Annotated in this window: 22 protein-coding genes; 14 read left to right on the forward strand and 8 right to left on the reverse strand. The window is 70.4% G+C overall.

Annotated elements, in window-relative coordinates:
* Window positions 1-5: 5 nt before the first annotated feature.
* From IEY91_RS10715 to IEY91_RS10740, 6 genes are all read left to right on the forward strand, one after another.
* Window positions 6-218 carry a hypothetical protein gene (locus tag IEY91_RS10715; protein WP_164326948.1) on the forward strand — a complete coding sequence of 71 codons (213 nt, stop codon included), beginning with the start codon at window positions 6-8 and terminating at the stop codon, window positions 216-218.
* Between the two features lie 49 nt (window positions 219-267).
* Window positions 268-1,572 (forward strand): phthiocerol/phthiodiolone dimycocerosyl transferase family protein, encoded by a 1,305-nt coding sequence (locus tag IEY91_RS10720; protein ID WP_164326949.1) that lies wholly within the window; start codon window positions 268-270, stop codon window positions 1,570-1,572.
* The gene (locus IEY91_RS10725; RefSeq protein WP_189173768.1) at window positions 1,569-2,810 is read left to right on the forward strand and encodes an MFS transporter; all 1,242 of its coding nucleotides are present in this window, start codon (window positions 1,569-1,571) and stop codon (window positions 2,808-2,810) included. Before IEY91_RS10720 ends, IEY91_RS10725 begins: the two co-directional genes overlap by 4 nt.
* 83 nt (window positions 2,811-2,893) lie before the next feature.
* Complete coding sequence (locus IEY91_RS10730) at window positions 2,894-4,132, forward strand: ATP-grasp domain-containing protein (RefSeq protein WP_164326951.1); 1,239 nt, start codon at window positions 2,894-2,896, stop codon at window positions 4,130-4,132.
* Window positions 4,133-4,217: 85 nt separating this feature from the next.
* Window positions 4,218-5,777: an AMP-binding protein gene (locus IEY91_RS10735; RefSeq protein ID WP_164326952.1), complete on the forward strand. Its 1,560-nt coding sequence runs from the start codon at window positions 4,218-4,220 to the stop codon at window positions 5,775-5,777.
* Between the two features lie 457 nt (window positions 5,778-6,234).
* The gene (locus IEY91_RS10740; protein WP_229696854.1) at window positions 6,235-7,338 is read left to right on the forward strand and encodes an acyl-CoA dehydrogenase family protein; all 1,104 of its coding nucleotides are present in this window, start codon (window positions 6,235-6,237) and stop codon (window positions 7,336-7,338) included.
* Window positions 7,339-7,547: 209 nt separating this feature from the next.
* On the opposite strand, the gene IEY91_RS10745 is transcribed toward IEY91_RS10740, so the two are convergent.
* Window positions 7,548-8,243, reverse strand: a complete 696-nt coding sequence (locus IEY91_RS10745) for a TetR/AcrR family transcriptional regulator (RefSeq protein WP_229696855.1) — start codon at window positions 8,241-8,243, stop codon at window positions 7,548-7,550.
* 253 nt (window positions 8,244-8,496) lie between these two features.
* Between IEY91_RS10745 and IEY91_RS10750 the strand changes: the two genes are divergently transcribed.
* The 6 genes from IEY91_RS10750 to IEY91_RS10775 all read left to right on the forward strand — a co-directional run bounded on the left by IEY91_RS10750 (window position 8,497) and on the right by IEY91_RS10775 (window position 14,347).
* Window positions 8,497-9,327: an alpha/beta fold hydrolase gene (locus IEY91_RS10750; RefSeq protein WP_164326955.1), complete on the forward strand. Its 831-nt coding sequence runs from the start codon at window positions 8,497-8,499 to the stop codon at window positions 9,325-9,327.
* Window positions 9,328-9,486: 159 nt separating this feature from the next.
* Entirely contained in the window at window positions 9,487-10,944 is a 1,458-nt protein-coding gene (locus IEY91_RS10755) for a benzaldehyde dehydrogenase (RefSeq protein WP_164326956.1), read from the forward strand.
* 148 nt (window positions 10,945-11,092) lie between these two features.
* A complete protein-coding gene (locus IEY91_RS10760; protein WP_164326957.1) occupies window positions 11,093-11,668 on the forward strand; it encodes an NADPH-dependent FMN reductase in 576 nt (191 codons plus the stop codon).
* 67 nt (window positions 11,669-11,735) lie between these two features.
* Window positions 11,736-12,530, forward strand: a complete 795-nt coding sequence (locus tag IEY91_RS10765) for an alpha/beta hydrolase family protein (RefSeq protein WP_229696856.1) — start codon at window positions 11,736-11,738, stop codon at window positions 12,528-12,530.
* A gap of 56 nt (window positions 12,531-12,586) precedes the next feature.
* Complete coding sequence (locus IEY91_RS10770) at window positions 12,587-13,087, forward strand: OsmC family protein (protein WP_204328124.1); 501 nt, start codon at window positions 12,587-12,589, stop codon at window positions 13,085-13,087.
* 150 nt (window positions 13,088-13,237) lie between these two features.
* Window positions 13,238-14,347: an FAD-dependent monooxygenase gene (locus IEY91_RS10775; protein WP_164326960.1), complete on the forward strand. Its 1,110-nt coding sequence runs from the start codon at window positions 13,238-13,240 to the stop codon at window positions 14,345-14,347.
* A 206-nt stretch (window positions 14,348-14,553) separates the two neighbouring features.
* Here IEY91_RS10775 and IEY91_RS10780 read toward each other — a convergent pair whose 3' ends face one another.
* Genes IEY91_RS10780 through IEY91_RS10800 form a run of 4 tightly spaced genes read right to left on the reverse strand, consistent with a single transcriptional unit; the run spans window position 14,554 to window position 18,069 of the window.
* Window positions 14,554-14,847, reverse strand: a complete 294-nt coding sequence (locus IEY91_RS10780) for a hypothetical protein (protein ID WP_189173771.1) — start codon at window positions 14,845-14,847, stop codon at window positions 14,554-14,556.
* A complete protein-coding gene (locus tag IEY91_RS42490) occupies window positions 14,789-15,772 on the reverse strand; it encodes a hypothetical protein (protein ID WP_306309882.1) in 984 nt (327 codons plus the stop codon). The genes IEY91_RS10780 and IEY91_RS42490 overlap by 59 nt, the downstream gene beginning before the upstream one ends.
* A gap of 12 nt (window positions 15,773-15,784) precedes the next feature.
* Entirely contained in the window at window positions 15,785-17,848 is a 2,064-nt protein-coding gene (locus tag IEY91_RS10795) for a hypothetical protein (RefSeq protein WP_164326962.1), read from the reverse strand.
* Complete coding sequence (locus IEY91_RS10800; protein ID WP_189173772.1) at window positions 17,845-18,069, reverse strand: hypothetical protein; 225 nt, start codon at window positions 18,067-18,069, stop codon at window positions 17,845-17,847. Before IEY91_RS10800 ends, IEY91_RS10795 begins: the two co-directional genes overlap by 4 nt.
* Between IEY91_RS10800 and IEY91_RS10805 the strand changes: the two genes are divergently transcribed.
* Window positions 18,058-18,558 (forward strand): hypothetical protein, encoded by a 501-nt coding sequence (locus IEY91_RS10805; RefSeq protein ID WP_189173773.1) that lies wholly within the window; start codon window positions 18,058-18,060, stop codon window positions 18,556-18,558. The genes IEY91_RS10800 and IEY91_RS10805 overlap by 12 nt on opposite strands.
* Before the next feature lie 51 nt (window positions 18,559-18,609).
* Window positions 18,610-19,017 (forward strand): acyl-CoA thioesterase, encoded by a 408-nt coding sequence (locus IEY91_RS10810; RefSeq protein ID WP_164326964.1) that lies wholly within the window; start codon window positions 18,610-18,612, stop codon window positions 19,015-19,017.
* Between the two features lie 71 nt (window positions 19,018-19,088).
* Here the strand turns inward: IEY91_RS10810 and hypE are convergent, their stop codons facing one another.
* The 3 genes from hypE to IEY91_RS10825 are packed head-to-tail and all read right to left on the reverse strand — an operon-like array spanning window position 19,089 to window position 21,837.
* On the reverse strand, window positions 19,089-20,123 hold the full coding sequence (hypE, locus tag IEY91_RS10815) for a hydrogenase expression/formation protein HypE (protein ID WP_164326965.1): 1,035 nt from the start codon (window positions 20,121-20,123) through the stop codon (window positions 19,089-19,091).
* Window positions 20,120-21,223: a hydrogenase formation protein HypD gene (gene hypD, locus IEY91_RS10820; protein ID WP_189173774.1), complete on the reverse strand. Its 1,104-nt coding sequence runs from the start codon at window positions 21,221-21,223 to the stop codon at window positions 20,120-20,122. Before hypD ends, hypE begins: the two co-directional genes overlap by 4 nt.
* Window positions 21,220-21,837 (reverse strand): CBS domain-containing protein, encoded by a 618-nt coding sequence (locus IEY91_RS10825; RefSeq protein WP_164328782.1) that lies wholly within the window; start codon window positions 21,835-21,837, stop codon window positions 21,220-21,222. Before IEY91_RS10825 ends, hypD begins: the two co-directional genes overlap by 4 nt.
* Between the last annotated feature and the right edge of the window lie 64 nt (window positions 21,838-21,901).

Consider the following 21,901-nt stretch of genomic DNA (forward strand, 5'->3'; position numbering starts at 1 on the left):
GCGCTGTGAGTGCCGCGCCGTTCACGATGCCTTTCACCGTCCGCAGTGACGAGCCCGTCACCCATGAACACGTGCTGCCCCAACCGGACGGTGCCCTCGTCGCCGAGGTGCACCGCGTCAGCGGGCTGCGGGGGATGCGGAACGGGCGCCTGGTCGCCAGCCCGGCGCGCGAGTTGCGGGCGCGCGCCGCCCATCACGCGCTGCTGGGCCTGGTGTGATCACGAGCCCGAGGCCCGCCACTTGGGCCACCGGCCTGCGGAGGGGGACATGAAATACCGTCTGGGCCGGATCGATCACGGCTTCGTGCCGCGCAAGCTCACGGTCAGCTATGTGGCTGTCTGTGCTGGTGAAGTCGATATCGCGGGGCTGCGCACCGCGTTCGGGCTGCTGTGCGACAAGTATCCGATGCTGCGCGGCACGATAGAGATCACCGGCGAGCAGTGCTGGCTGCACATTCCCGACGACGGCTCCAGCGCCGCGGCCACCGAGATTGTCCAAGGCGCGATCTCCGACTGGCTCGAGCGTGGCCTCACGGTCCTGGATCCCGCGCGCGGCCTGGCGAAACTCACCATCGTGGCCGAGGGCGAACAGACCGCGGTCGCACTGCAGGTGTCTCACGCGATCAACGACGCCCCGCTGGGACTGGCGCTGCTTGAGCACTTCTGGCACACGGTCGCCGCCCTGGCGGAGGGCGCGGCGTTCCCCGATCCGGCCCCGGTCCACCCGCGCAGCCTCGAACATGCCTACCGTGCCCGCTCCATGACCCTGCCTGACCTCGCCGTGGCGGCCGCGGGCCCGGTGCACAGCACCCCCACGGCCGACATCGGGAGCGGCGCGGTTTTCGCTCCCGAGCCGGCGCAGCGCATCACCCTGTCGCAGGGCGACACTGCCGCCCTGCTCGCCCACGCGCGGGCATCGGGAACGACCCTGCACGCCCTGCTGGCTGCGGCGATAATCCGCGCCGAACGCGCGACGCTCACCGAATCGGCCGGTGCCGCAGCCGAACTATCGATGATCATGTTCCATCTCGTGGACCTGCGCCCCCACCTGCGCCCCGTGGCGCGCCCCGACGAGGTCACCAATGCCCTGGGATTCGCGCCCACGGTCACCGCGTGCGGGCCCACTTCGGATCTGGATGTCCTGGCCAAGGAGGCGAAGGCGCAGATCGTCGCCGGGATCGAGGGCGGGAGCGCGCTCGCGGTGATGCGGGCCGCGGCGTCGGCGGCCGCACAGGGCAGCGCGCGCACCGGTGTCGGGAACTTCATCACCAACTGGGGTCCGGTGCCCGAGCTCGCCGTGCCGACGGGGATGGAGATCGTCGACTTCCGTGGCTTCGCCACCTCCGAGGCGGTGACCTGGGTCGGCTATTTCGTCTCCACCTTCAGCGGGCGCTGCAGCATCGAACTGGCCTCCTGCCCGCGGCATCACCGGCCCGCCCAGGTTGCGCACCTGCGCGAGCTCATCGTCGCGGGCTTGGCCGAACTGACCCACCCGGCCCCACACCTCCCCGTTCCCACCACCGAAGTGCCCAGCAACGTGGCGCTCCTGGACAAGGCAGGCCCTTCTACATGACGGTCACCGCACCCCCTCCTGCGGCCGCCCAAGTCCGCCCGTCCGGTCCGTCCGCCCGCGTGGTCATCACCACGCTCCTGGCAACGACCTTCCTGGTCAAAGCCTGCGGATTTGCCTACGACTTCCTCGGCTACTCCATCGGCGCCGCGCACGGCACGACCGCCGCCGGCGCCACGTTGACGATCTTCGGGGTCGGCTGGTGTGTCGGACAGCTGGTCAGCGGGGCGATGACCGACCGGATCGGATCCCGTGCCGCGTGCACGGCGGGACTGCTGCTGGCCGCAGCAGTGTGCGCCGGGCTCACCGTGGCCAGCAGTCTGCACGCCCTGATGCTGCTCGCCTTCTGCCTGGGCTGCACCATGGACGTCCACCGGCCGGCCGTCTCCGCGCAGATCAACGAGCGCCTGGCCAATGAGGGAGCACGCACCCGTGCCCAGGGCTGGGTCTACTGGGTTTCGAACGTGGGCCTCTCGCTGAGCTCTGGCGTCGGCGGCTTTGTGGCCCACACCCACGGCTACCGGTTCCTGTTCGCCCTCAACGCCGTTGCCTGCGTGGCCGCAGCCCTCCTGGTGCGAGCCATGCTGACCGGCCGGCCCGGCACGCCCCGGGCCGAACGCCAGCATGAGCACGCCACCTACGCACAGATCGTCTCCGATGCCCGGCTGCGCTGGATGGTCGCTGCGGCCATCGCGGCGACGACTTGTGCCTACGGCCTGATCAGCGTCCTGCCCCTGGTCATGAGCGCGGACCATCTCGCCCCGTCCGCCTACGGCACCGCCATGCTCGCCAACTCCGCTGCGGTCCTGCTGCTCAGCCCGCCACTGACCCGCCTGCTGGTCGGTCCCGACGACCGCGTCCGCTACCCCATCGGCCCGGTGTTCGCCGTCGGGAGCCTGATCCTGGGCGCCGCCATGGGACTGGCGGCCCTGCAGCACACCACCGTGGGTTATACCACCGCAGCAGTGATCATGGTGCCCGGTGAGATCTGCTACAGCGTCGCCGCCGGCGCCTTCGTCGCAACGGCCGCCCCGCCCGGGGCCAGCGGCCGCTACCAGGCCGCCCTCAGCGTCGCGGGCGCGATCGCCTCGCTCACTCCGCTGGGCATCGCCGGCGCCCTCAACGCGGGAGGCCGCCCTCTGGTAGCGGGCCTGCTGGTGACCAGCGCCGTCCTGGGCGCCCTGGCCTGCGTGCCGCTTTCCCGCGCCCTGCGCCTCTCCCACACCTCAGAGCTGACCTAGCACCGCCTCCTGCCGAACCGACCCCACGACAGCCAGCATCGCAGTGCCCACAGCACCGCAGCACCACGAGAGGAACAGCACCCATGAAGGTAGTGATCGTCGACGGATACTCCACCGGGGCGACGCTGGCAAAGCGACTTGCCCGAGCGGGGGTCGACTGCATCCACGTACGCAGTCAGCCGGACGTCAGCGCCTTCCTCGTCCGCTCATTCAGCCCCGACGACTACGTCGTGGATCTGGGCTTCACCGGCGACTTCACCAGCCTCGCGCGGGAACTTGCCCGCCTGCGTGTCTCCCGCGTTGTGGCCGGTACCGAAACCGGCGTCGTGCTGGCGGAGACCCTCGCGAGCGCTTTGAGCCTGCCGACGAACGACCCCGCGCTGGTCGAGGCACGCCGCGACAAGTCACTCATGCAGCAGGCGGTCCAAGCCGCAGGCATTGCGACCCCGCAGACCACCGTCGTCCGCTCCGCCCGCGCCGCAGCGCACTGGTACGCCGTAGGGGGCCTGGAAGAGGCGGTGGTCAAGCCCCTGGCCAGCGCGGGCACCGACGGCGTGACGTTCTGCGCCTCGGCCGAGGAAGTCGGCCAGGCCGCCATCGCCGTCCTGGGCACCGCCAACATCTTCGGCGAGCCCAACGACGCCGTGCTCGTCCAGGAACGCCTGCACGGAACCGAGTACTGCATCAACACGGTCTCCTCGGGCGGGGAGCACTACGTCGCCGAGATCTGGCGCTACACCAAACGCATCGGCCCGACCGCCGCCCCCATTTACGACTTCCAGGAACCCGTTGCCCCCGCCAGCACCGACGGGAAGGTGCTCGTCGGCTACGTCCGGGAGGTCCTGGACGCGCTGGGCATCACCGAAACGCCCGCCCACACCGAGGTCATGCTCACCGACCGGGGACCGGTCCTCATCGAGACCGGCGCCCGCCTGGGCGGAGGCACCGGGCCCGACGTGGTGGACGCCTACCTCGGCCCCTCCCAGACCGCCTTGACGGTCACCGCCACGATGGATCCCGCATCCCTGCACACCCGCACTACCCCGCAGGCGGGCCAGCAGCCGGTGTTGCGGTGGGTCGACTTCATCAACCACCACCCCGGCCCTGCCAACCCCCACGCCCTCACCAAGATTGCGGAACTTCCCAGCGTCGTCGCCGTCTTCCCCGGCTTCGCCCCGGGCCAGTACCTCCCCGCCACCAGCAGCCTGCCCACCTCTCCCGGGTTCGCCTACCTCGCGGCCCCCAACAGCCACGAGCTGATCGAGGACTACGACACCCTGCGTGCCTGGGAGCACGAAGGCATCTACACAAGCTGCCGCTGAGGCACCGCCAGGCCGGCCTCGACACCGACGGCAGCGGCCATCCCCTGAGCCGGGAATACCCTCAACAACGCGACGAAGAAGGATCATGAACAAGGCCACTGCCCACGAGAACTACACCGTCTCGGTGCTGCAACGGCTCTCAGCGAGAGGTGAGCGTGACGCGATCGTCGCGGGAGCGCGGCGCATCAGCGGCACCGAGGCCGTCACGGCGGTCCTGCGCTTCGCTGCAGCGCTGCGACGCAGGGGAGTGGCGGAGGGAGACGGCGTGGCGCTGTTCGTGGAGAACTCTCCCGAGGCGCTCCTGCTGCAGCTGGCCGTCCACTTCGCCGGGTGCCGCATGGTCTTCGTGCCGCCGGAGCCCGGCACCAGCGAACTGGAAGCGCTGATCCGGCGCGCCGACGTCACGATGCTCCTGTTCGACCCGGTCTTCGAAGACCGGACCAGCCGGATTGCCGAGCAGGTGGACCTGGCGCATCTCTTCAGCATCGGCGCCTCGTCGCTCACGGCCGACTTCCTGGCAGCAGCGTCCGACAGTGCCCCCCTCTCACTGAACGAGGCGGCCGACGGTCGCCACATCATGACCCTTCTCTACACGGGCGGCACAACGGGCCTGCCCAAGCTGGTCGTTCACGGCAGCGGCTCCTACGACGGCTACCTGCGGACGTCCGATGCGTACGCCGACGGCGCGCCGGCCGACCGGGCGATGCTGATAGGCACGCTGGTGACGCACACCAGCGGCCACGCCGCCTTCCTGGTCGGCGCCCTGAGCGGCCATACCATCGTCCTGCTCAGGACCTTCGACGCCGGCACCGCCCTGGCCGTGATGGATCGCGAGCGCGTCAGCAGAATGATCGTAGTGACGCCCATGCTGTACGAACTGCTGGACCACCCGGACTGCCTCCCCGGCCGATTCCCCGCGTTGACGCATCTCCTCTATGGCGGAGCAGCCGCCTCCCCTCCACGTCTGCGGCAAGCAATCGAGCGTCTCGGCCCGGTACTTCACCAGATCTACGCAGCATCCGAGACCGGGCTCGTCGCCGAACTCACCCCCGCGGAGCACGACCTGCAGCGGCCCGAGTCGCTGACCAGCTGCGGGCGCCCGGGGCCCGGAGTCGACGTGGAGCTGCGGGACGAGGACGGCACAGCCGTGCCCGTGGGACAACTCGGCGAGCTGTACGTGCGCAGCCCTACGGTCATGGAGTGCTACTGGAACGATCCGGAACGCACCGCCGAAGTCCTGGACGGCGCAGGCTGGTTCCGCAGCGGCGACATCGGCCGCCAGGACGAAAGCGGCTACCTCTATCTGGTCGACCGCGCGCGGGACATCATCGTGACGGGCCGCACCGCCGACAACGTCTACTCCCGCCTGCTCGACGACTTCCTCGCCGCGCACCCCGCTCTCAAGGACGGCGCCGCCATCGGCTTGCCCGGCGCCGACGACAAGGAGAGTGTGCACGTGGTCCTGGTGCCTCACGACCCTGCCCGCGCTCCAGACCTTGCACGTTTGACCCGCGAGATCGTCGACGCCCTCGGCGACCTCTACACGCCAGCCTCCTACTCGATTGCTGATTCCCTCCCGCGGACAGCCGTCGGCAAGACCGACAAGAAAGCCCTGCGCGCGAGCCTGCTGACGGCCCGCACCTAGTCCCCGCCCACAGCTCCGCCTAGGCGCGCAGGCCCGTACCGCCGCCGGGCAGGAAGCCGGGCCCGTCCCGTCCGCATTGCTCCCCAGGGTGTCCCCCGGCCAGCAGGGAAGTGATCGAGGCCCCGCGACAGCGCGTTGACGGCGTGCACGCGAGACGGTTCTGCAGCGGCCCAGGTCAGGGCTCCGCTGCTACCGGAGTGCCTGGACCAGGGCGCTGGTGCTCGCAGGCATCGGCCACGATCCGCCCCTCCCTACGACCTCGCGTACTCCTGCGCGATCCCTTTCCCGGTTCCGGGACATTACTGAAACCCCGTCACGGCTCCGAGCGGCGCCGATGCGCGGCTCACCGCGTACCGCCGCCCCCTGTAAGTCGAAGAGAGGCATCATGAGCAGTTCGCTTGCCCCTACTGAACCGGCCCGGGCGGGCCATTGGCCAGGGGCGGACCGGATCCGCCGTATGGCGCAGGCCGCGGCCGCGGACACCGAGCGCCACCGGCGTCTGGCGCCGGACGTGGTCGAGGCACTCCGTGACGTGGGGCTGATGCGGTGCGCAGCGCCCGCCGGTCTCGGGGCCCCGCAGGCGCCACCCGCCGACGCCCTCGCCGGCGCCGAGACGATGGCCCAGGGTGACGCCGCCACCGGCTGGTGCGTCTCCATCGCCATGACCACCAGCCTGCTCGCGGCGTATCTGCCGGCGGACGGCGCGGCCGAGATCTTCGGTGATCCGCGCTCGATCGCGGCAGGCGTGTGGGCGCCGCGGGGGACGGCCCGTCCCGTCGACGGCGGGGTGGTCGTCTCCGGGCGCTGGTCGTTCGCCAGCGGCATCAGGCATGCGGACTACTTCTTCGGCGGCTGCCTCGTGGACGACGGCCGGGGTGAGAAGGACGGCGTGCGGGCGAGGCGCTCCGTCGGGATCCCGACCGCGCAGCTGCGGATCCTCGACGACACCTGGCAGACGTCCGGACTGCGCGGAACGGGCAGTCACGATGTCGTGGCCAAGGACGTGTTCGTTCCCACGCACCGCACGCTGTCGCTGTCCGACGGTCCGGTGATCGACGCACCGCTCTACCGGTTCCCGGTCTTTGGGTACTTCGCCCTGGCCGTCGCCGCGGCGGCGCTGGGCAATGCCCGCGGGGCCATCGATGACCTGCTCGATCTCGCGGGCCGCAAGGTTCCGGACGGTGCACGGCGCACGCTCGGTGAGAAGGCGGTGACGCAAGCTGCTGTGGCGCAGGCAGAGGCATCGCTGCGTGCCGCACGCGCCCTGTTCTACGCGGCCATCGAGGACGCCTGGCGCGCCGCGCGCATCGGCGGCACGGTGACGGTGGACCTGCGCACCGGGCTGCGGCTGGCGGCGACGCACGCCGCGCGCACATCCGCGGACGTCGTCCGGTCGATGTACGACCTCGGCGGCGGATCGGCCATCTACGACGACTCGCCGTTGCAGCGCCGCTTTCGGGACGCGGCCACCGCTACCGCCCACATTCAGGTCAGCCCGTCCACCTGGGAGACGACCGGCCGCATCCTGCTCGGCGTCCCGACGGAGACGGACCGGCTGTGAAGAACGTGCCGGTCAGCCCCGGATCGCCCGCCTGATCAGCACAGCCGCCGAGGAGCGCTGATCGCGGATGCCGCCGCGCCCCCTTCACCCCGATCCACGACGGCCCTGCTGGATGCCCCCTGTCTCACGGCTGCTGCGCCCGCCCGCCCCCCCGCAGCCGGACTGACCTTGACCCTCCCGCGTCGCGCGGGAGCCCGACCCGATGGAGGCTACCCATGCTTCTCTGCCCGGATGGTGGGCCACAGCACGGCCACGACACGGTCTACGTGATCGGCCGGGGTGCCCGCTCCGGTTTGCAGGTAGTCGCCGAAGTAGCTGCCGAAACAGAGGACGACCACGGTTTCGAGATCGGCCTCCTTGCGCACCGCACCGGCCTCCTGCAGTTGCTGCAGGGTCCCCATCAGCTCCGCGCAGCGCGGCTTGTTGCCGTGCTCGCGCATCTGCTCGAACAGGGCCGGCTCGCGCTTGGCCTCGCCCATGAAATTGCCGTGCAGCGCCATCGCCCGCTCGTTGTGGTAGCGGGGGTCCAGGCGCCGGACGGCCTCGGTGAACGCCTCCACGGGCGTCATCCCGTCCACGTCCAGGGGAGGGTAGGCGTCGCGCTGCTTCTGCAGGCCGTAGTGGAGCGCATCGACCACCAGCTCGTGCTTGTTCGGCCAGCGCCGGTACAGGGTGGGGCGCGTCACGCCCGCGTCCGCCACCACATCGCCGATCGTCATCCGCGTGTATCCGTCGGTGGCCAGGCGTTTGCGCGTGGCCTCAAGGATCGCCTCCTCGATCGCCGGGTCCCGCGGCCTGCCGCCGGGATGCGGGCTGCGCTCTGCCTCCGGCGCGCGCGTCTGCGTCCCGGCCTTGCGTCGCGGTCGTTGTGCACGGCCGACGCCTGTCTGGTCCTTGCTGCTCACAGCGTGTTGTCCCTCCTGGTGTGGCATCCACCCTAGCTAGCTCCGGGTCCCTCCCGAGCAGTTTAGTTCCATTAATTGACTGTAACGAAACGTGTGGTGCATGGTTGTCCCGCCGGACAGCGCGCCACGCGGGCAGAGGCCCCTGGCCCTCGCCCGCCCTCCCCAGGCCGGGAGCGGGACAGCCGCACCCGGTGATCCATTCACGGCACCTGCCGATCACGGCATCTGCCGCACGAAATCCGCAAGGAATCTCATGAGCACTGAAAAGCACACGGGTCGCGCTGCCGCCGCTGTCGGTACGGCCGCCGCGGCGCTCCTCACCACACTGGCACCCGCGCCCGCCGTGGCGCAGGACCAGGAAAGCGCGGCAGCCAAGCCGACTGTGGTGCTGGTCCATGGAGCCTTCGCCGACGCCTCCGGCTGGACGGAGACCGCCGCCCGGCTGCGCCACCAGGGCTTCAAGGTCCGGGCGGTGGCCAACCCGCTACGCGGCCTGGACTATGACACGGCGTACCTGGAGGGCATGCTCAAGGGCGTCAAGGGTCCCAAGATCCTCGTCGGCCACTCCTACGGCGGCGCCGTGATCACCAACGCGGCTGCCGACATCTCCGATGTCCAGGCGCTGGTCTACGTCGCCGCCTTCGCTCCGGACAAGGGCGAGACGCTCGGCGGGCTCCTTGAGCAGCACCCGGACCCGGGCGTCCCGCCGCTGCCGCAGCAGGCATTCCAGTTCACCCGGCCCGACGGGAGCACCGGTACCGAGGTCATGCTCGACCCGGCCAAGTTCACCGACGCGTTCGCCGCCGACGTGCCCGCCAAGACCGCGGCCTTGATGGCCGCCTCCCAGCGGCCTATCGCGGCGGAGGCTTTCGGCCAGCCGGCCAAGCAGGCCGCCTGGAAGACCATCCCGTCCTGGGCGCTGGTGGCCAAGAAGGACCACGCCATCGCCCCGAGCCTGGAGCGCTTCATGGCCAAGCGTGCCGACGCCCACATCACCGAGGTCAACAGCTCCCACGCGGTCATGGTCAGCCATCCCCACGTCGTCGCCGATGTGATCAACCAGGCGTACCGCGCCACCCGCTGACCCCCAGGCTCCGTGCGGTAGCACCCCCCCCCGAAGCCGCGCGGACGGCGCCCGCCCGGTGGTTCCCCACCCCTGGCCACCGGGCGGGCGGCCCCTTGCCCGGCTCATCTGAAGTTGCACTCGTCCGCCCTGCGGCGGAGCAAGAAATCCGAGGAACCCATGTCTGTGTTCGACCCTGCGCTCTGGTCCGGAAAGATCAACATCGACGGCTGGCAGGACGCCTCCGGCGGCAAGACGGCCGTCATCAACCCCTCGACCGGTGAGACGCTGGAGTACATCGGATCCGCCGGCGCGAGCGACATCGCCCGCGCCGCGTCCCGCGCCGCCGAGGTCCAGCGCGCCTGGGCCGCCACCGCGCACACCGAGCGCGCCGCCATACTGCGGCGGGCCGGTGACCTGTTCGCCCAGGCCGCGCCGGAGATCCAGGACTGGCTGATCCGCGAGAGCGGCGGCACGCGGGCCAGGGCCGTCTTCGAGACGGACCAGGCCGTGCAGGAGTGTTACGAGGCGGCCGTGCTGTGCTCGCACCCGATCGGGCAGGTCATGCCCTCCGCCGAGCCGCGCCTGAGCATGACCCGCCGGATGCCCGCCGGAGTCGTCGGCGTCATCTCGCCGTTCAACGTGCCGCTGATCCTGGCGATCCGCTCCGTCGCTCCGGCCCTGGCGCTCGGCAACGCCGTGGTCCTCAAGCCGGACCCGCGCACCGCGGTGAGCGGCGGCGTCACCATCATGCGGATCTTCGAGGAAGCGGGCCTGCCGCCGGGCGTGCTCACCCTGGTCCCCGGCGGCGGCGAAGCCGGTGCCGCGCTGGTCGACGACCCGCACGTGCGCGTCATCTCCTTCACCGGATCCACCGGGGCCGGCCGCAAGGTCGGCGAGGCGGCGGCCCGCGGCGTCAAGCGCGCCCACCTCGAACTGGGCGGCAACAACCCTATGATCGTGCTCCCCGACGCCGACCTGGACCGCGCCGTGTCCACGGTCGCCTGGGGCTCCTTCTTCAACCAGGGCCAGGTCTGCATGGCCACCGGACGCATCCTGGTCCACGCCGACATCGCCGAGGAGTTCACCGCGCGTCTGGCCGCGAAGGCCGAGCAGCTCACCGTCGGCGATCCCGCCACCTCCGATGTCGACCTCGGCCCCGTCATCAACACCCACCAGCGGGACACCATCCACGCCCAGGTCACCGCCAGCATCGCCGCCGGCGCCCGCCTGCTGGCCGGCGGCACCTACGACGACCTCTTCTACCGCCCCACCGTCCTCGTCGATGTGCCCGACGACGCGCCTGCCTATGCGGAAGAGGTCTTCGGCCCCGTCGTGCCCGTCCGTACGTTCGCCACCCTGGACGAGGCCGCACAGCTGGCCGCCGACGACGCGTACGGCCTCTCGCTCGGCATCCTCACCCGCGACGTCATGGCCGGCCTGGAGCTCGCCGAGCGCATCCCGAGCGGTCTGGTTCACATCAACGACCAGACCATCAACGACGATGCCTGCATCCCCTTCGGGGGCGTCGGCTGGTCCGGCACCGGCGCCCGCTTCGGCGGCGAGGCCAACATCGACGCCTTCACCGAGACCCGCTGGATCACCGTCCGCGGTTCCCAGCCGGTCTACCCGATCTGACCCAGCCCCCGCCGGCCCGCGCGCGTGCACCCGCTGCCCGGCGGGCGCACGCCGCTCTGACCGCCGCGCCGGCCCTGCACCACCTGGTGCCGGGCCGGCCCGCCCGCTCCCCCGCCCCGACCCTGCACCCCCCGAAGGGCCCTCCGCGATGTCCGACCTGACCTTCCTCGCCATCTCCGGCAGCCTGCGCCGCTCCTCCCACAACACCGGACTGCTGCGCGCTGTGCAGAACCTCGCCCCCCACGGCGTCACCATCGACCTCTACGAAGGGCTGGGCCGCCTTCCCTTCTTCAATGAGGACCTCGAGGACGGCCCCGAACCCGCCGCCGTCGCCGACCTGTGCCGACGCGTGAGGGAGGCCGACGGCATCCTCATCGCCACCCCCGAGTACAACTCCGCCATCCCCGGCGTACTGATGAACGCCCTCGACTGGCTCTCGCGCCCCACCGGCATGCACGCCCTGTGCCACAAGCCCGTCGCCGTCCTGGGCGCCTCACCCTCCCAGTTCGGCACCGCCCGCGGCCAGCTGGTCCTGCGGCAGATCCTGCACCGCATCCAGGCCCCGGTCGTGGCCCACCCGGAGGTCACCGTCTTCCAGTCCCACCGGCGCTTCGACGCCGACGGCGCCTTCAACGGCGACCCCGTCACCGAGGGCTTGCTGCGCGACCTGCTGGCCGAGCTGGCCGTCCTGGCTGAGCTCCACAGCCCGGCCCATGCCCTCTGACACCGCTCGGCCGCCGACCCGCCCAGTCGGCCGCGCCCGGGCCGCAGCAACCACCCAGGAGGATGTGGTGAACAGATCCAGCACGCACCTCACGTTCCCGGGATCACACGGTGCGCCGCTGGCGGCCATCCTTGAACTCCCGGCCGAGACCCCGGCCACGTATGCCGTGTTCGCGCACTGCTTCACCTGCAGCAAGGACAGCCACGCCGCGGCCCGGATCTCCAAAGCCCTGACCGCACACGGCATTGCAGTGCTGCGCTTCGACTTCACCGGCCTGGGCCAGTCCGGCGGCAACTTCGCCCAGAGCACGTTCACCTCCGACGTCAAGGACCTCGTCCGTGCGGCCGACCACCTGCGCGAGAACTACACGCCACCGGCTCTCCTGATCGGGCACTCACTCGGCGGCGCCGCAGCGCTCGCCGCCACCCACCGCATCCCCGAAGTGCGGGCGGTCGCGACGATCGGCGCCCCCGCCGGACCCGACCACGTCGTCCGCCAATTTGCCCACCACACAGCGGAGATCACCCGGTGCGGCGAAGCCGACGTCGACCTGGCAGGCCGGTCTTTCCGCATCCGCCAAGAATTCATCGACGACCTCCTCGCGCAGCCCCAGGCCATGCGGATCCGCACCCTGCACGCGGCACTGCTGGTCATGCACTCCCCGGCGGACCGCACCGTCGGCGTCGACAACGCACGCCAGATCTTCGAAACCGCCCGCCACCCCAAGTCCTACGTCACCCTGCCCGGCGCCGACCATCTGCTCAACGACCGGGAGGATGCCGAGTACGCGGCCACCGTCCTGGCCGCGTGGGCCAGCCGCTACACCCGCACCCCGAACAGCGCCCTGCACGGACAGGCATGACGCCAGCGCGGTACCACTTCACCCCGCCCTCCTCGCTCGAACTCAGGAGACCCCGCATGCCCACACCGCACACCACCACCCAGCAGCCGGGCACCGCAGCACAAGGCCCACGAGCAGGAGAAGCCGGGCTCGTCGTGGTCAGCGAGAACGGGATCGGGCCATACGGCCAGCAGGTGCGAGCCGGCCACCACCTCCTGGCCGCTGACGAACCGGAACCGAAGGGCACGGACACCGGTCCGAGCCCCTACGACCTGCTACTCGCCGCCCTGGGCGCCTGCACCTCCATGACCGTTCGCTTGTACGCCGACCGCAAGGGCTGGCCCCTGGAGAAGGTCACCGTCTCGCTCCGCAACCGGCGCATCCACGCTGCTGACTGCGCCGCGTGCGACGGCGGGAACGAACAGGTGTCACAGGTCACCCAGGAGATCCGTCTCGATGGTGCACTCGACGCCGACCAGCACCGACGGCTGATGGAGATCGCCGAGAGGTGCCCGGTGCACCGCGCTCTCACCGAGGGTGCGTTCATCAGCACCACCCCGGCCCCGGCCCACACGTGAGGAGGCCGCTGCGGTGTGCAGCGCGCGGGAGTTCGCCGCCGGCACCCGGGTGTCCGACACCCGCATCAGCCTGTACGGCTTCCGCCTCGTACGCGAGGTCTGAGCCGGTGCGAGTCCCGCACGTCCACAGCAAGGATCAAGGAATTCAGCATGGCAGAACTTCGCGTACTCATCGTCGGTGCCGGGATCGCGGGACTGTCCCTGGCACGGGCCCTCGAGGGCAACGGCATGAGCGCAGACGTGGTGGAACGTGACAGCGAACTACGCACCGCAGGTGCAGGGCTGTATCTCCCGGCCAACGCTGTGCGCGCACTGAACCGGCTGGGCCTGGGCGACGACCTCGCCCGCCGGGCACGCCCTGTGACACGGCAGCGGATGCTCGACCACCGCGGCCGCGTCCTGGCGGAGATCCCCATCCGCAGGATCTGGGGAGAGGTCGGCGACTGCATTGCGATCAGCCGGAGTGAACTGCACGCCATGCTGTGCTCCTCGCTCGTCGCCACGCAGATACGGCTCGGCACCGCCGTGACCGACATCAGCGCCGAGGGAGCCGTCACGTTCTCAGGCGGCGAACAGCAGACGTACGATCTCGTCGTTGGCGCGGATGGTGTCAACTCCGCGGTGCGCCGTACCGTGTTCTGCGATGCTGCGCCGCGCTTCCTGGGGCAGATCTGCTGGAGGTTCATCGCCCAGCAGACGCCGGACAGCGCAGATGCCACCGATTGGACCGTGCGACTGGGCAGCAGAGGCCGCACCTTTCTGACCGTCCCCCTGGGCAATAACTGGATCTACTGTTACGCCGACATCAACAGTGCATATCCCGTGCCACCCGCCGGTGACTGGCGGTCTCATTTCGCCGGGTTCGCCGATCCCGTCCCGGCCTTGCTGGAACAAGCAGAGGATGCGCACTTCGCACCGCTTACGGAGATCAACGTCCCGGACTGGGTGCGCCCGCGCGTCGTGCTCGTCGGCGATGCCGCGCACGCCTGTTCGCCCAGCATGGCCCAGGGCGGGGCGATGGCTCTTGAGGACGCCCTCGTACTGGCGGACCTGCTCAGCACTACGAGCTCCGAATCCGTCAGCCAGGCTATGGCCGCCTACCAGGCGCGCCGCAGGGCACGGATCCAGTGGGTCCTGGAACAGAACCACCGGCGTGACAAAACCCGCAACCTTCCCTCTCCCTTGCGTAACCTCGCCCTTAGGTTCGGCGGGGAACGCCTCGTCCGAGCCAACCACGCTCCTCTGCACGACGCGCCGTAGCGCTCTGTGCCGTGGCGTCAGGCGGGAGACGGCGATCACCAGTGGCCGGGTCCTCCGCCGACCGGGCGCGGCTCCGTCGGGCCGTCGGCGCAGAGGGCGGGCCACAGGAGAGCGACGATGCGGTCGACCAGGTCGGGCGGTGTGTGTGCTGCCTGCTACGCAGGTAGTCGCCAAAGTAACTGCCGTGGCAGAGGGGGACCGTGGCGTCAAGGTCGGCGTCGGCGCGGACGGCTCCGGAGCCCTCTGGGGTCCTGCAGGCGCGAGGCCAGCTTGACCTTGACGACGCGCACCGCCCCCGAGCCCATCACCAGAGGGAAGTCCGGAACGTGGCTGCGTACCTTGACGTCGACACGCGCCACCATGCGCAAGGGCTGGGCATCGATGCCGCGCACCGACGGATCGAAGTCGGCGAGCAGCAGGCGGGCCAACTCCAGGCGGCTCTCATAGGCAACCTGGCCACCCGTCGTCGCTGAGCCATAGCCGCCCGAGTAATGCGCCATCCCGTGTACCGAATCGAAGCCGTGGGGCTGTTGTGCTTGCGGCGGCCCCTTCTCGGGCGCTCTGTGGCCATACTGGAACGGTGCGAAGAGGACACACAGCCCAAGCGAGAAGATCACTAACAGGCGACAAGTGACAACTACTGAATGCTACCGCAACCTGCAGGTCGGGCACCTGCTCGCAGGACGGCTGCTGGACTGGGAACTCGCGGTATTCAGCGATCCGTTGTCCGACCTGTCGCGCCTCGCCGTCCGGCTGCGGATGCCTGAGCCCGCAGACACGCTCGTCCTCGCGCCCCGTCCTGGCCCGGCCGCCGAGCGGTGGGTGCACCTGTGCTGGCGTATCCACCTTCTGGCCGACGCCGTGTGCAGCACGGTCCCCGTCGTGCGCGAGCGGGCCCGCTCCGAGCGGCTCGGCGTCGCCTAGAACGGTCAACTGCACGAACCATACGGCGCGGTGCGGTCTTCGGCGGCGGGCAGTGCCCGGACGTTGGCGCCGTCGGTGATCTGACGGCGGGCGTTCGATCTCCTCGTGCTGGGCGGCCAGACGGGAGATCGCCAGCTGCTTGAATCCCGTGAGCTTTTCCAGGCGCTGGTCGCGGTCCGTGACGCGCTTCTTCAGTTCCTCTCGCTCGGCCTTCAGCCGCTCGATCTGTGCCTCGCGCGGGTCGATGATCTTCCCGGCCTGCTGGAGTTCGCTCACCCGGCGCTCGAACTCTTCGGCCAGGTGCTGGTAGGCGCCGGGTCTGGGGGTGCCGTCGCGGTTCTTCTTCGGGTAGAAGCCAGTGCGGGTGACTCCGGCGACCGCAGCGAGGGTCTTGAGGTGGGTCTTGCCGCCCGGCGGCAGGTTGCCGCTCAAGATCCGCTCCATCGCGGCCCGGATGGCGGCCTCGTTGCGGGCCTTGTCCTCCTCGGTGAGCCGAGCCATCACATTCCTCTCTCACGCCGCCGGGGAAGCTGCGTCGATCTCGGCGACCACGCGCAGGGCACGGTCGCGTTCGGGCTGGAGCCGCTTCTTCTCGCCCTTGGCCACCCGAGGGCTCTCGACGAAGGTGTCGATCAGGGTGACCTGTCCGAGCCACACCGGCCGGTGACTGCGATGGTGGGTGGCCTGCGGGCAGCGGGCCGAGTCACACATCCCCACCAGCGGCTTCTTGGCGTTCGGGGTGCCCGCGAGCTTGAGGCACAGCGCCTTGGACGGGTCGCGGAACCAGCAGAAGTTCGCCGCCCCGACGTGAAGCACCTTCGATAGCTTGCTCAAAAGGTTCTCCAAGTGCCGGTCATCCTCCAGAACCTTCGGATCGTGATGGGCGGCCTCGTTGAGCTGTGCATCCACATGCTGGAGTGCCTCGATCAACCCGCGGGCACCGGGACCGGTGGGCTTGCGGCCCTCCTTGAGGTCGCGGAACGCCTCCACGGTGAGCTCCATGTGCTTCTCCTGCTCTGCCTCCTCGACCTCGGTGAGGAACAGCCGCTGGGATCCGCCGGGGCGCGCGGCGATCGACAGAGCGAGTGTCCGGCGCAGCATCTGGGCGCTGATGGGGCCGGCCGGGATGATCGGCAGACCCCGGCGCTCCCGGTTCCCCGACTCCTCCAGCCACTTCCTCATGCGGGTGAGGCTGAACGACAGGGTGACGGTGTTGAACAACGCGGTGCCGGGTGGCGCCCCCAGCCGGCGCTCAGCCAGGGCGACGGCGCGGTGCACGTCCTCGATCACGACCCACTCGTCGGGCACCCCGCCGAGCTTCTGTCCCTTGATCAACCGGCCGGCGAGCCGGTACCGGGTGCCGCCCGACTTGGTCTGGGTCTGGCGTCGGCAGCCGACGCTGAGCGCGCTGGTCACCACCAGACAGGCGGAAAGAACGTTGGCGACCATCGACGCGACCCCGGCGTCGGACAGCGGGGCTGTCCACGGCACCAGTGCGCCGTCCTCTTCGCGGGCGATCGTGGGCGCGGTGCGTGCCCAGTAGTTTTCGAATCCCACGTCCTCGGCGAGCGCGAGCAGCTCGGGCGCGATCTTCTCACGCAGGTAATCTCCGGCGATGGTGCTGGTGCCGACCTGGTGCGCGAGGCGATACCACGCGAGGTCTTTGAGGGGCGCGAGGTCACCGGTGCTGATGCGCAGGATGTCGGCTCGGCCGTCGGCCTGCGGTAACGGCACGCGATCGGCGTGCATCTGGGCGATCAGGTGCTTCAAGTCCGGGACGTGGGTCAGCGTGGCACGCGGGAGGTCCTTCGTCGTGGCCGCGTCCTTGCGGACCCTCTCGACGAGGTCGGCGAGGTGCGGCCCGACCGTGTTGACCAGGTAGAGGCAGGTGGCCAGCACAGGCTGGAGGAGGTGATCGGGTACCGAGGGGGTGCGATTGGCCCGCAGCCACGTGCCGCCGACGACCTTGATCGTGCTCTGGCCGTCCCACGGGACGAAACCCGCCAGGTAGCTGTCCGTGGACAGCAAGTCGCCGTACAGCGTGATCAGTTGGACGACGCGGACGCTCTCGGCCAACGTCTCGGGCTCCGCCTGGACCGGTGCTGCATCCGGCTTGGGGACGTACCACTGTTCCTCGGCGGCGAATCTGTCGCAGTGCTCCTGCGTGACCTCATCCAGAGAGGTGATCCCGTTCGCGGTGAGCCAGTTGAACCACGCGGTGAACCTTCTCAGGAAGCGGTTGCAGGTACGGGGACTGCGGTTCTTGCGCAGCGCGAGGGCACACTCCAGCACGCTGTCGTGCTGTGGGGCGAGCAGCGCGATCAGGATCTCCTTGGCGACCACACGCCACTTCGGGTCCACGATCTTGAAGAAGTTCCAGGTCAGCTCGTGCCGTTTGATGGACCGGGGCTTGTCGGCCAGGCCCCGCATGTCCCACAGGTCATCCTCGAACCGCGAGCGTACGGAGCCGGGCAGCAGAGCCATGCCGATGGCCTCGTGGACGTAGCAGCCGGCGAAAGCGGAGACGGGCCGGCGGGTGATCGAGGCCGGGGCCCGCAGAGGGCGGGGGAGCTTCATTCGGTGGCCTCCTCGGGCCGCAGGGGGATCTCGCTGTCGTCGCCGGCCACGTCCAGCGCGCCCTTCGCCTTCGCCTCCGTGGAGAACTTCGGCAGGATGTCGTGGGTGAGCCGGTGCGCATACGGGCCGAACACCCGCAGGTAGTGGTCGGTCGTCATCTGCTGGAACTGTCGGCCGAAGAAGGCGTCGAGCCGCAGCAGGTTCGACGCATGCCGCGGCAAGAACACCGCCAGTGGGCACAGCAGGCACACCCGCGGGCGGGCCGGGCACGGCTTCCCGGCCGGGCCATGGACTCCGGCCAGTTGGTTGGTGCAGGCCGCGGTGATCACATCGCGCTCGCCGCCGACGAGTTCGGCGATGGCGGCCGTATCCAGGCCCAGGCGCCGTACCTCGTCGGGGAAGCCAGCGGCGAACTGCGCGGCCCTCTCGCTGTGACCTGGGCGGTTGAGGACAGCCCGCACCAGTGGGGCGTCACCGAGGTCACCCCCATCATGGTGCTCGCCCGGGTGCCCTGGCCCGACCTCGACGACCAGGCCCGGGCCGAGATGAAGGCCCTGATGTACGCGGGCCTGCCGATCGAACCCGCGGACGCGCTCGGCGTCCTCGACCACTACCTCAGCGAGGCCGACGAGCAGGTGAGCCTGCTGCGCGAACTGCGGGCAGAAATGGCCGCCGAGCACGGTCCGCACAGGGTGCTCAGCACCGCCTAGACGCACTCACCCCGCGCCGTCACCGCACGCCTCGCCCCACGGAAGAAGCCCGTGCACCACTACACCTACCCTTGCCCGCTGCGCTGGTCCGACGCCGACGCCTACGGACACGTCAACAACGCCCTGTTCCTTCGCTATATGGAGGAAGCGCGCACCCGGATGTTCCAGGAGATCCTGCCCGCGGACGAGGCGCAGCGTCGCCAGAAGGCGTTCGTCGTGAGCCGCGCTGCTGTCGTCTATCGAGCCGCTCTGCGCTACCGCGAAGACCCCGTCGATGTCCACGTCCGGGTTGCGCAGCACCGAGCCGCGTCCTTCGAGTTGGCTTACGAGATCCGCGACGCCGAGCAGCTGTACGCCGAGGGCACGACAGCCATCACCGCCTACGACTTGGAAGATGGCCAGCCCCGCCGCCTCACTGAGGCTGAACTGGCGTTCCTGGCCCGCTATACCGGGTCCTGACCACGCGGCATCGCGGACTCACTGATCCGGGACCAGGGCTGCGCCGTGGCCGCCGGATGAAACATCTCCGCTCAGCAGATGCGAGGAAGCTGTTCGCCCAGCGGCATGTCCAGGATCCGTCGCGCGCCGACCAGCGTGCGCAGGCCGACCCGGCCGGCGGGCCCCGGCCCGGCTTCGCCGATGCGTACCGCGGAGCTGCCTTCGGGAAGGGTGTGCAGCGCGGCGAGCGCGTAGTCGGCCGATTCCGGTGCGACGAATGCCAGGAAGCAGCCTTCGTTGGCGACCGTCAGGGGGTCGAGGCCCAGCAAGTCGCAGGCGGCGGCGACCGGTTCGGGCACGGGGACGGCGGCCTCGTCGATCTCGACGGACACGGCGGCGTCGCGGGCGATCTCGTTGAGGGCCGCAGCGATCCCTCCACGGGTGGGGTCGCGCAGGGTGTGGACGCCGCTGCCGCACGGACTGAGCGCCGCCACCAGTCGGTGCAGGGGACGCGTGTCCGAGGCGATGTCGGCTTCGAACCCCAGGTCCTCGCGGGTGGAGAGGACGGCTGTGCCGTGCAGGCCCACGGGCCCGGACAGCAGGACGGCGTCGCCGGGGCGAGCGCGGGCCGCGGACGGTGTGAGCCCTCGAATGCGGCGGCCGATCCCGGTGGTGTTGAGGAACAGCCGGTCGGCCGCGCCGCGCCCGACCACCTTGGTGTCTCCGGTGACGACGGGCACCGGCACGTCATGTGCCGCCTTGCCGGCCGAGGTGAGCGCGGCCCGAAGGTCGTCGAGGGGCAGTCCCTCCTCAGCGATCACGGCGAGGCTCAGCGCCAGCGGCAGCGCCCCGCGCATGGCGAGATCGTTGACGGTCCCGTGCACGGCGAGGGAGCCGATGTCGCCGCCGGGGAAGGACAGCGGGCTGACCACGAAGGAGTCGGTGGAGATGACGAGGTCGGGCTGGGACGGCAGCAGCGCGGCATCCTCGAGAGCGCCGCCCGCCGGGCTGCCGAGCGCGGGCAGCACGAGGTCTTCCAGTAGCTCGGCGGTGAGCCGCCCGCCCGCTCCGTGCCCGAGCAGGAGTCGTGCGCGCTCATGGTGGGGGATGGGGCAGTCGAGGTTCATGCCGGGCTCCCTTCCGGCTCTCGCCCGGCCGCGTGGAACGCCGCGCACGTTCCCTCCGTCGACACCATCGGCGCGCCCAGCGGCGTACGCGGGGTGCAGCGGACCTTGTAGGCGGGGCACTGCGTCGGCAGCCGCGCCCCGGTGAGGATCGCTCCGGCGATGCACTGCGGGTCCTCGGCAGAGTGCAGGCCGGTGAGGTCGAAGCGGTGGGCCGCGTCGAACTCCGCGTACTCCTCGCGGAGTTCCAGCCCACTCGACGGCAGTGTGCCGATGCCGCGCCAGGCCCGGTCCGTGACCCGGAAGACACGGCGCAGGGCGTCCTGCGCGGAGGTGTTGCCGGTTGGGCGCACGGCCCGGACGTACTGGTTCTCCACTTCGTGGCGGCCCGATTCGAGTTGGCGCACGGCCATGAGGATGCCCTCGATCAGGTCGAGCGGTTCGAATCCGGTGACCACGACCGGTACGCGGTACACGGCGGCGATGGGTTCGTAGGCGTGCCAGCCCATGACGGCGCACACGTGCCCGGCGGCCAGGAATGCCTCGACCTCGCAGTCCTCGGATTCGAGCAGTGCCGTCATCGCCGGGGGCACGAGGACATGGCTGACGAGGAGGGAGAAGTTCGGCAGGCCCCGGTGTTCGGCGTGCAGGACCGCCATGGCGTTGGCGGGCGCGGTCGTCTCGAATCCGACGGCGAGGAAGACGACTTGACGGTCCGGGTGCGCGGCGGCGATGCGGACCGCGTCCGTCGGTGTGTACACCACGCGGACGTCCGCGCCGCGCGCTCGCAGCGACAGCAGGTCCGTCGAGGTGCCCGGCACGCGCAGCATGTCGCCGAAGCTGGTGAGGATCACGTCGGGGTGGGCGGCGACGGCCAGCGCGCGGTCCAGGGTCTCCAGCGGAGTGACGCAGACGGGGCAGCCGGGTCCGTGGATCATGCGGATGCCCGCGGGAAGCAGTTCGTCGATGCCTTGGCGGACGAGCGTGTGGGTCTGGCCGCCGCACACCTCCATGATCCGCCAGGGGCGGGTGGCGGTGGCCCGCAGTTCGTCCAGGAGGCGGCGGGCCAGGGCCGGGTCGCGGTACTCGTCGAGGTACTTCACGTCTCGCTCACGGGCTGGTTCAGGTCGATACGTACGTCGACGACTCCTTCCACCGCGCGGCTCGCGCGGGCGAGTACGGGGACGAGCGCCGTGTCCCGCAGGGTGCCGCCGAGCGTGACGACGCCCTCTTGGACGCGCACGTCGACCTGCGTTTCCGGGGGCAGCGAGGACAGGACGGTGCGGCGTATCTCGGCGGCGATGTCCTCGTCGGGGCGCAGGAACACCTTGAGCAGGTCGCTGCGGCTCACCACGCCTTGCAGCAGCCCGGAGGCGTCGACGACCGGCAGGTGCTTGACGCGCCGCCGGGCCATGATGCGCGCGGCCACGGCCAGCGTGGCGTCGGCGTGCACGGACACGGCCGGACTGGTCATCAGCTCGCCCGCGGTGATCGCGCCCGCCTTGGCCATGTCGGACAGGCGCCGCAGCACGTCGTACCGCGTCGGATCGGCGTCGCGGAACTCCTCCTTGGGCAGCAGATCCGCCTCGGACACGACGCCTATGACCCGGCCCTCGCCTTCGAGAACCGGCAGCGAACTGACCTTCCACATGTCGATGAGCTCGACGATCTCCTTGAAGGGCGCGTCCCGGCCGACGGCGATGACGGTGTGGGTCATCACGTCGCTCACGTGGTACGGGGAGTCCTCGCGCGGCAGATCCGGGTGCGCGGACTCGGCTGTG

Origin of the sequence: Streptomyces lasiicapitis, assembly GCF_014646335.1 — a bacterium.
Taxonomy (GTDB): Bacteria; Actinomycetota; Actinomycetes; order Streptomycetales; family Streptomycetaceae; genus Streptomyces; species Streptomyces lasiicapitis.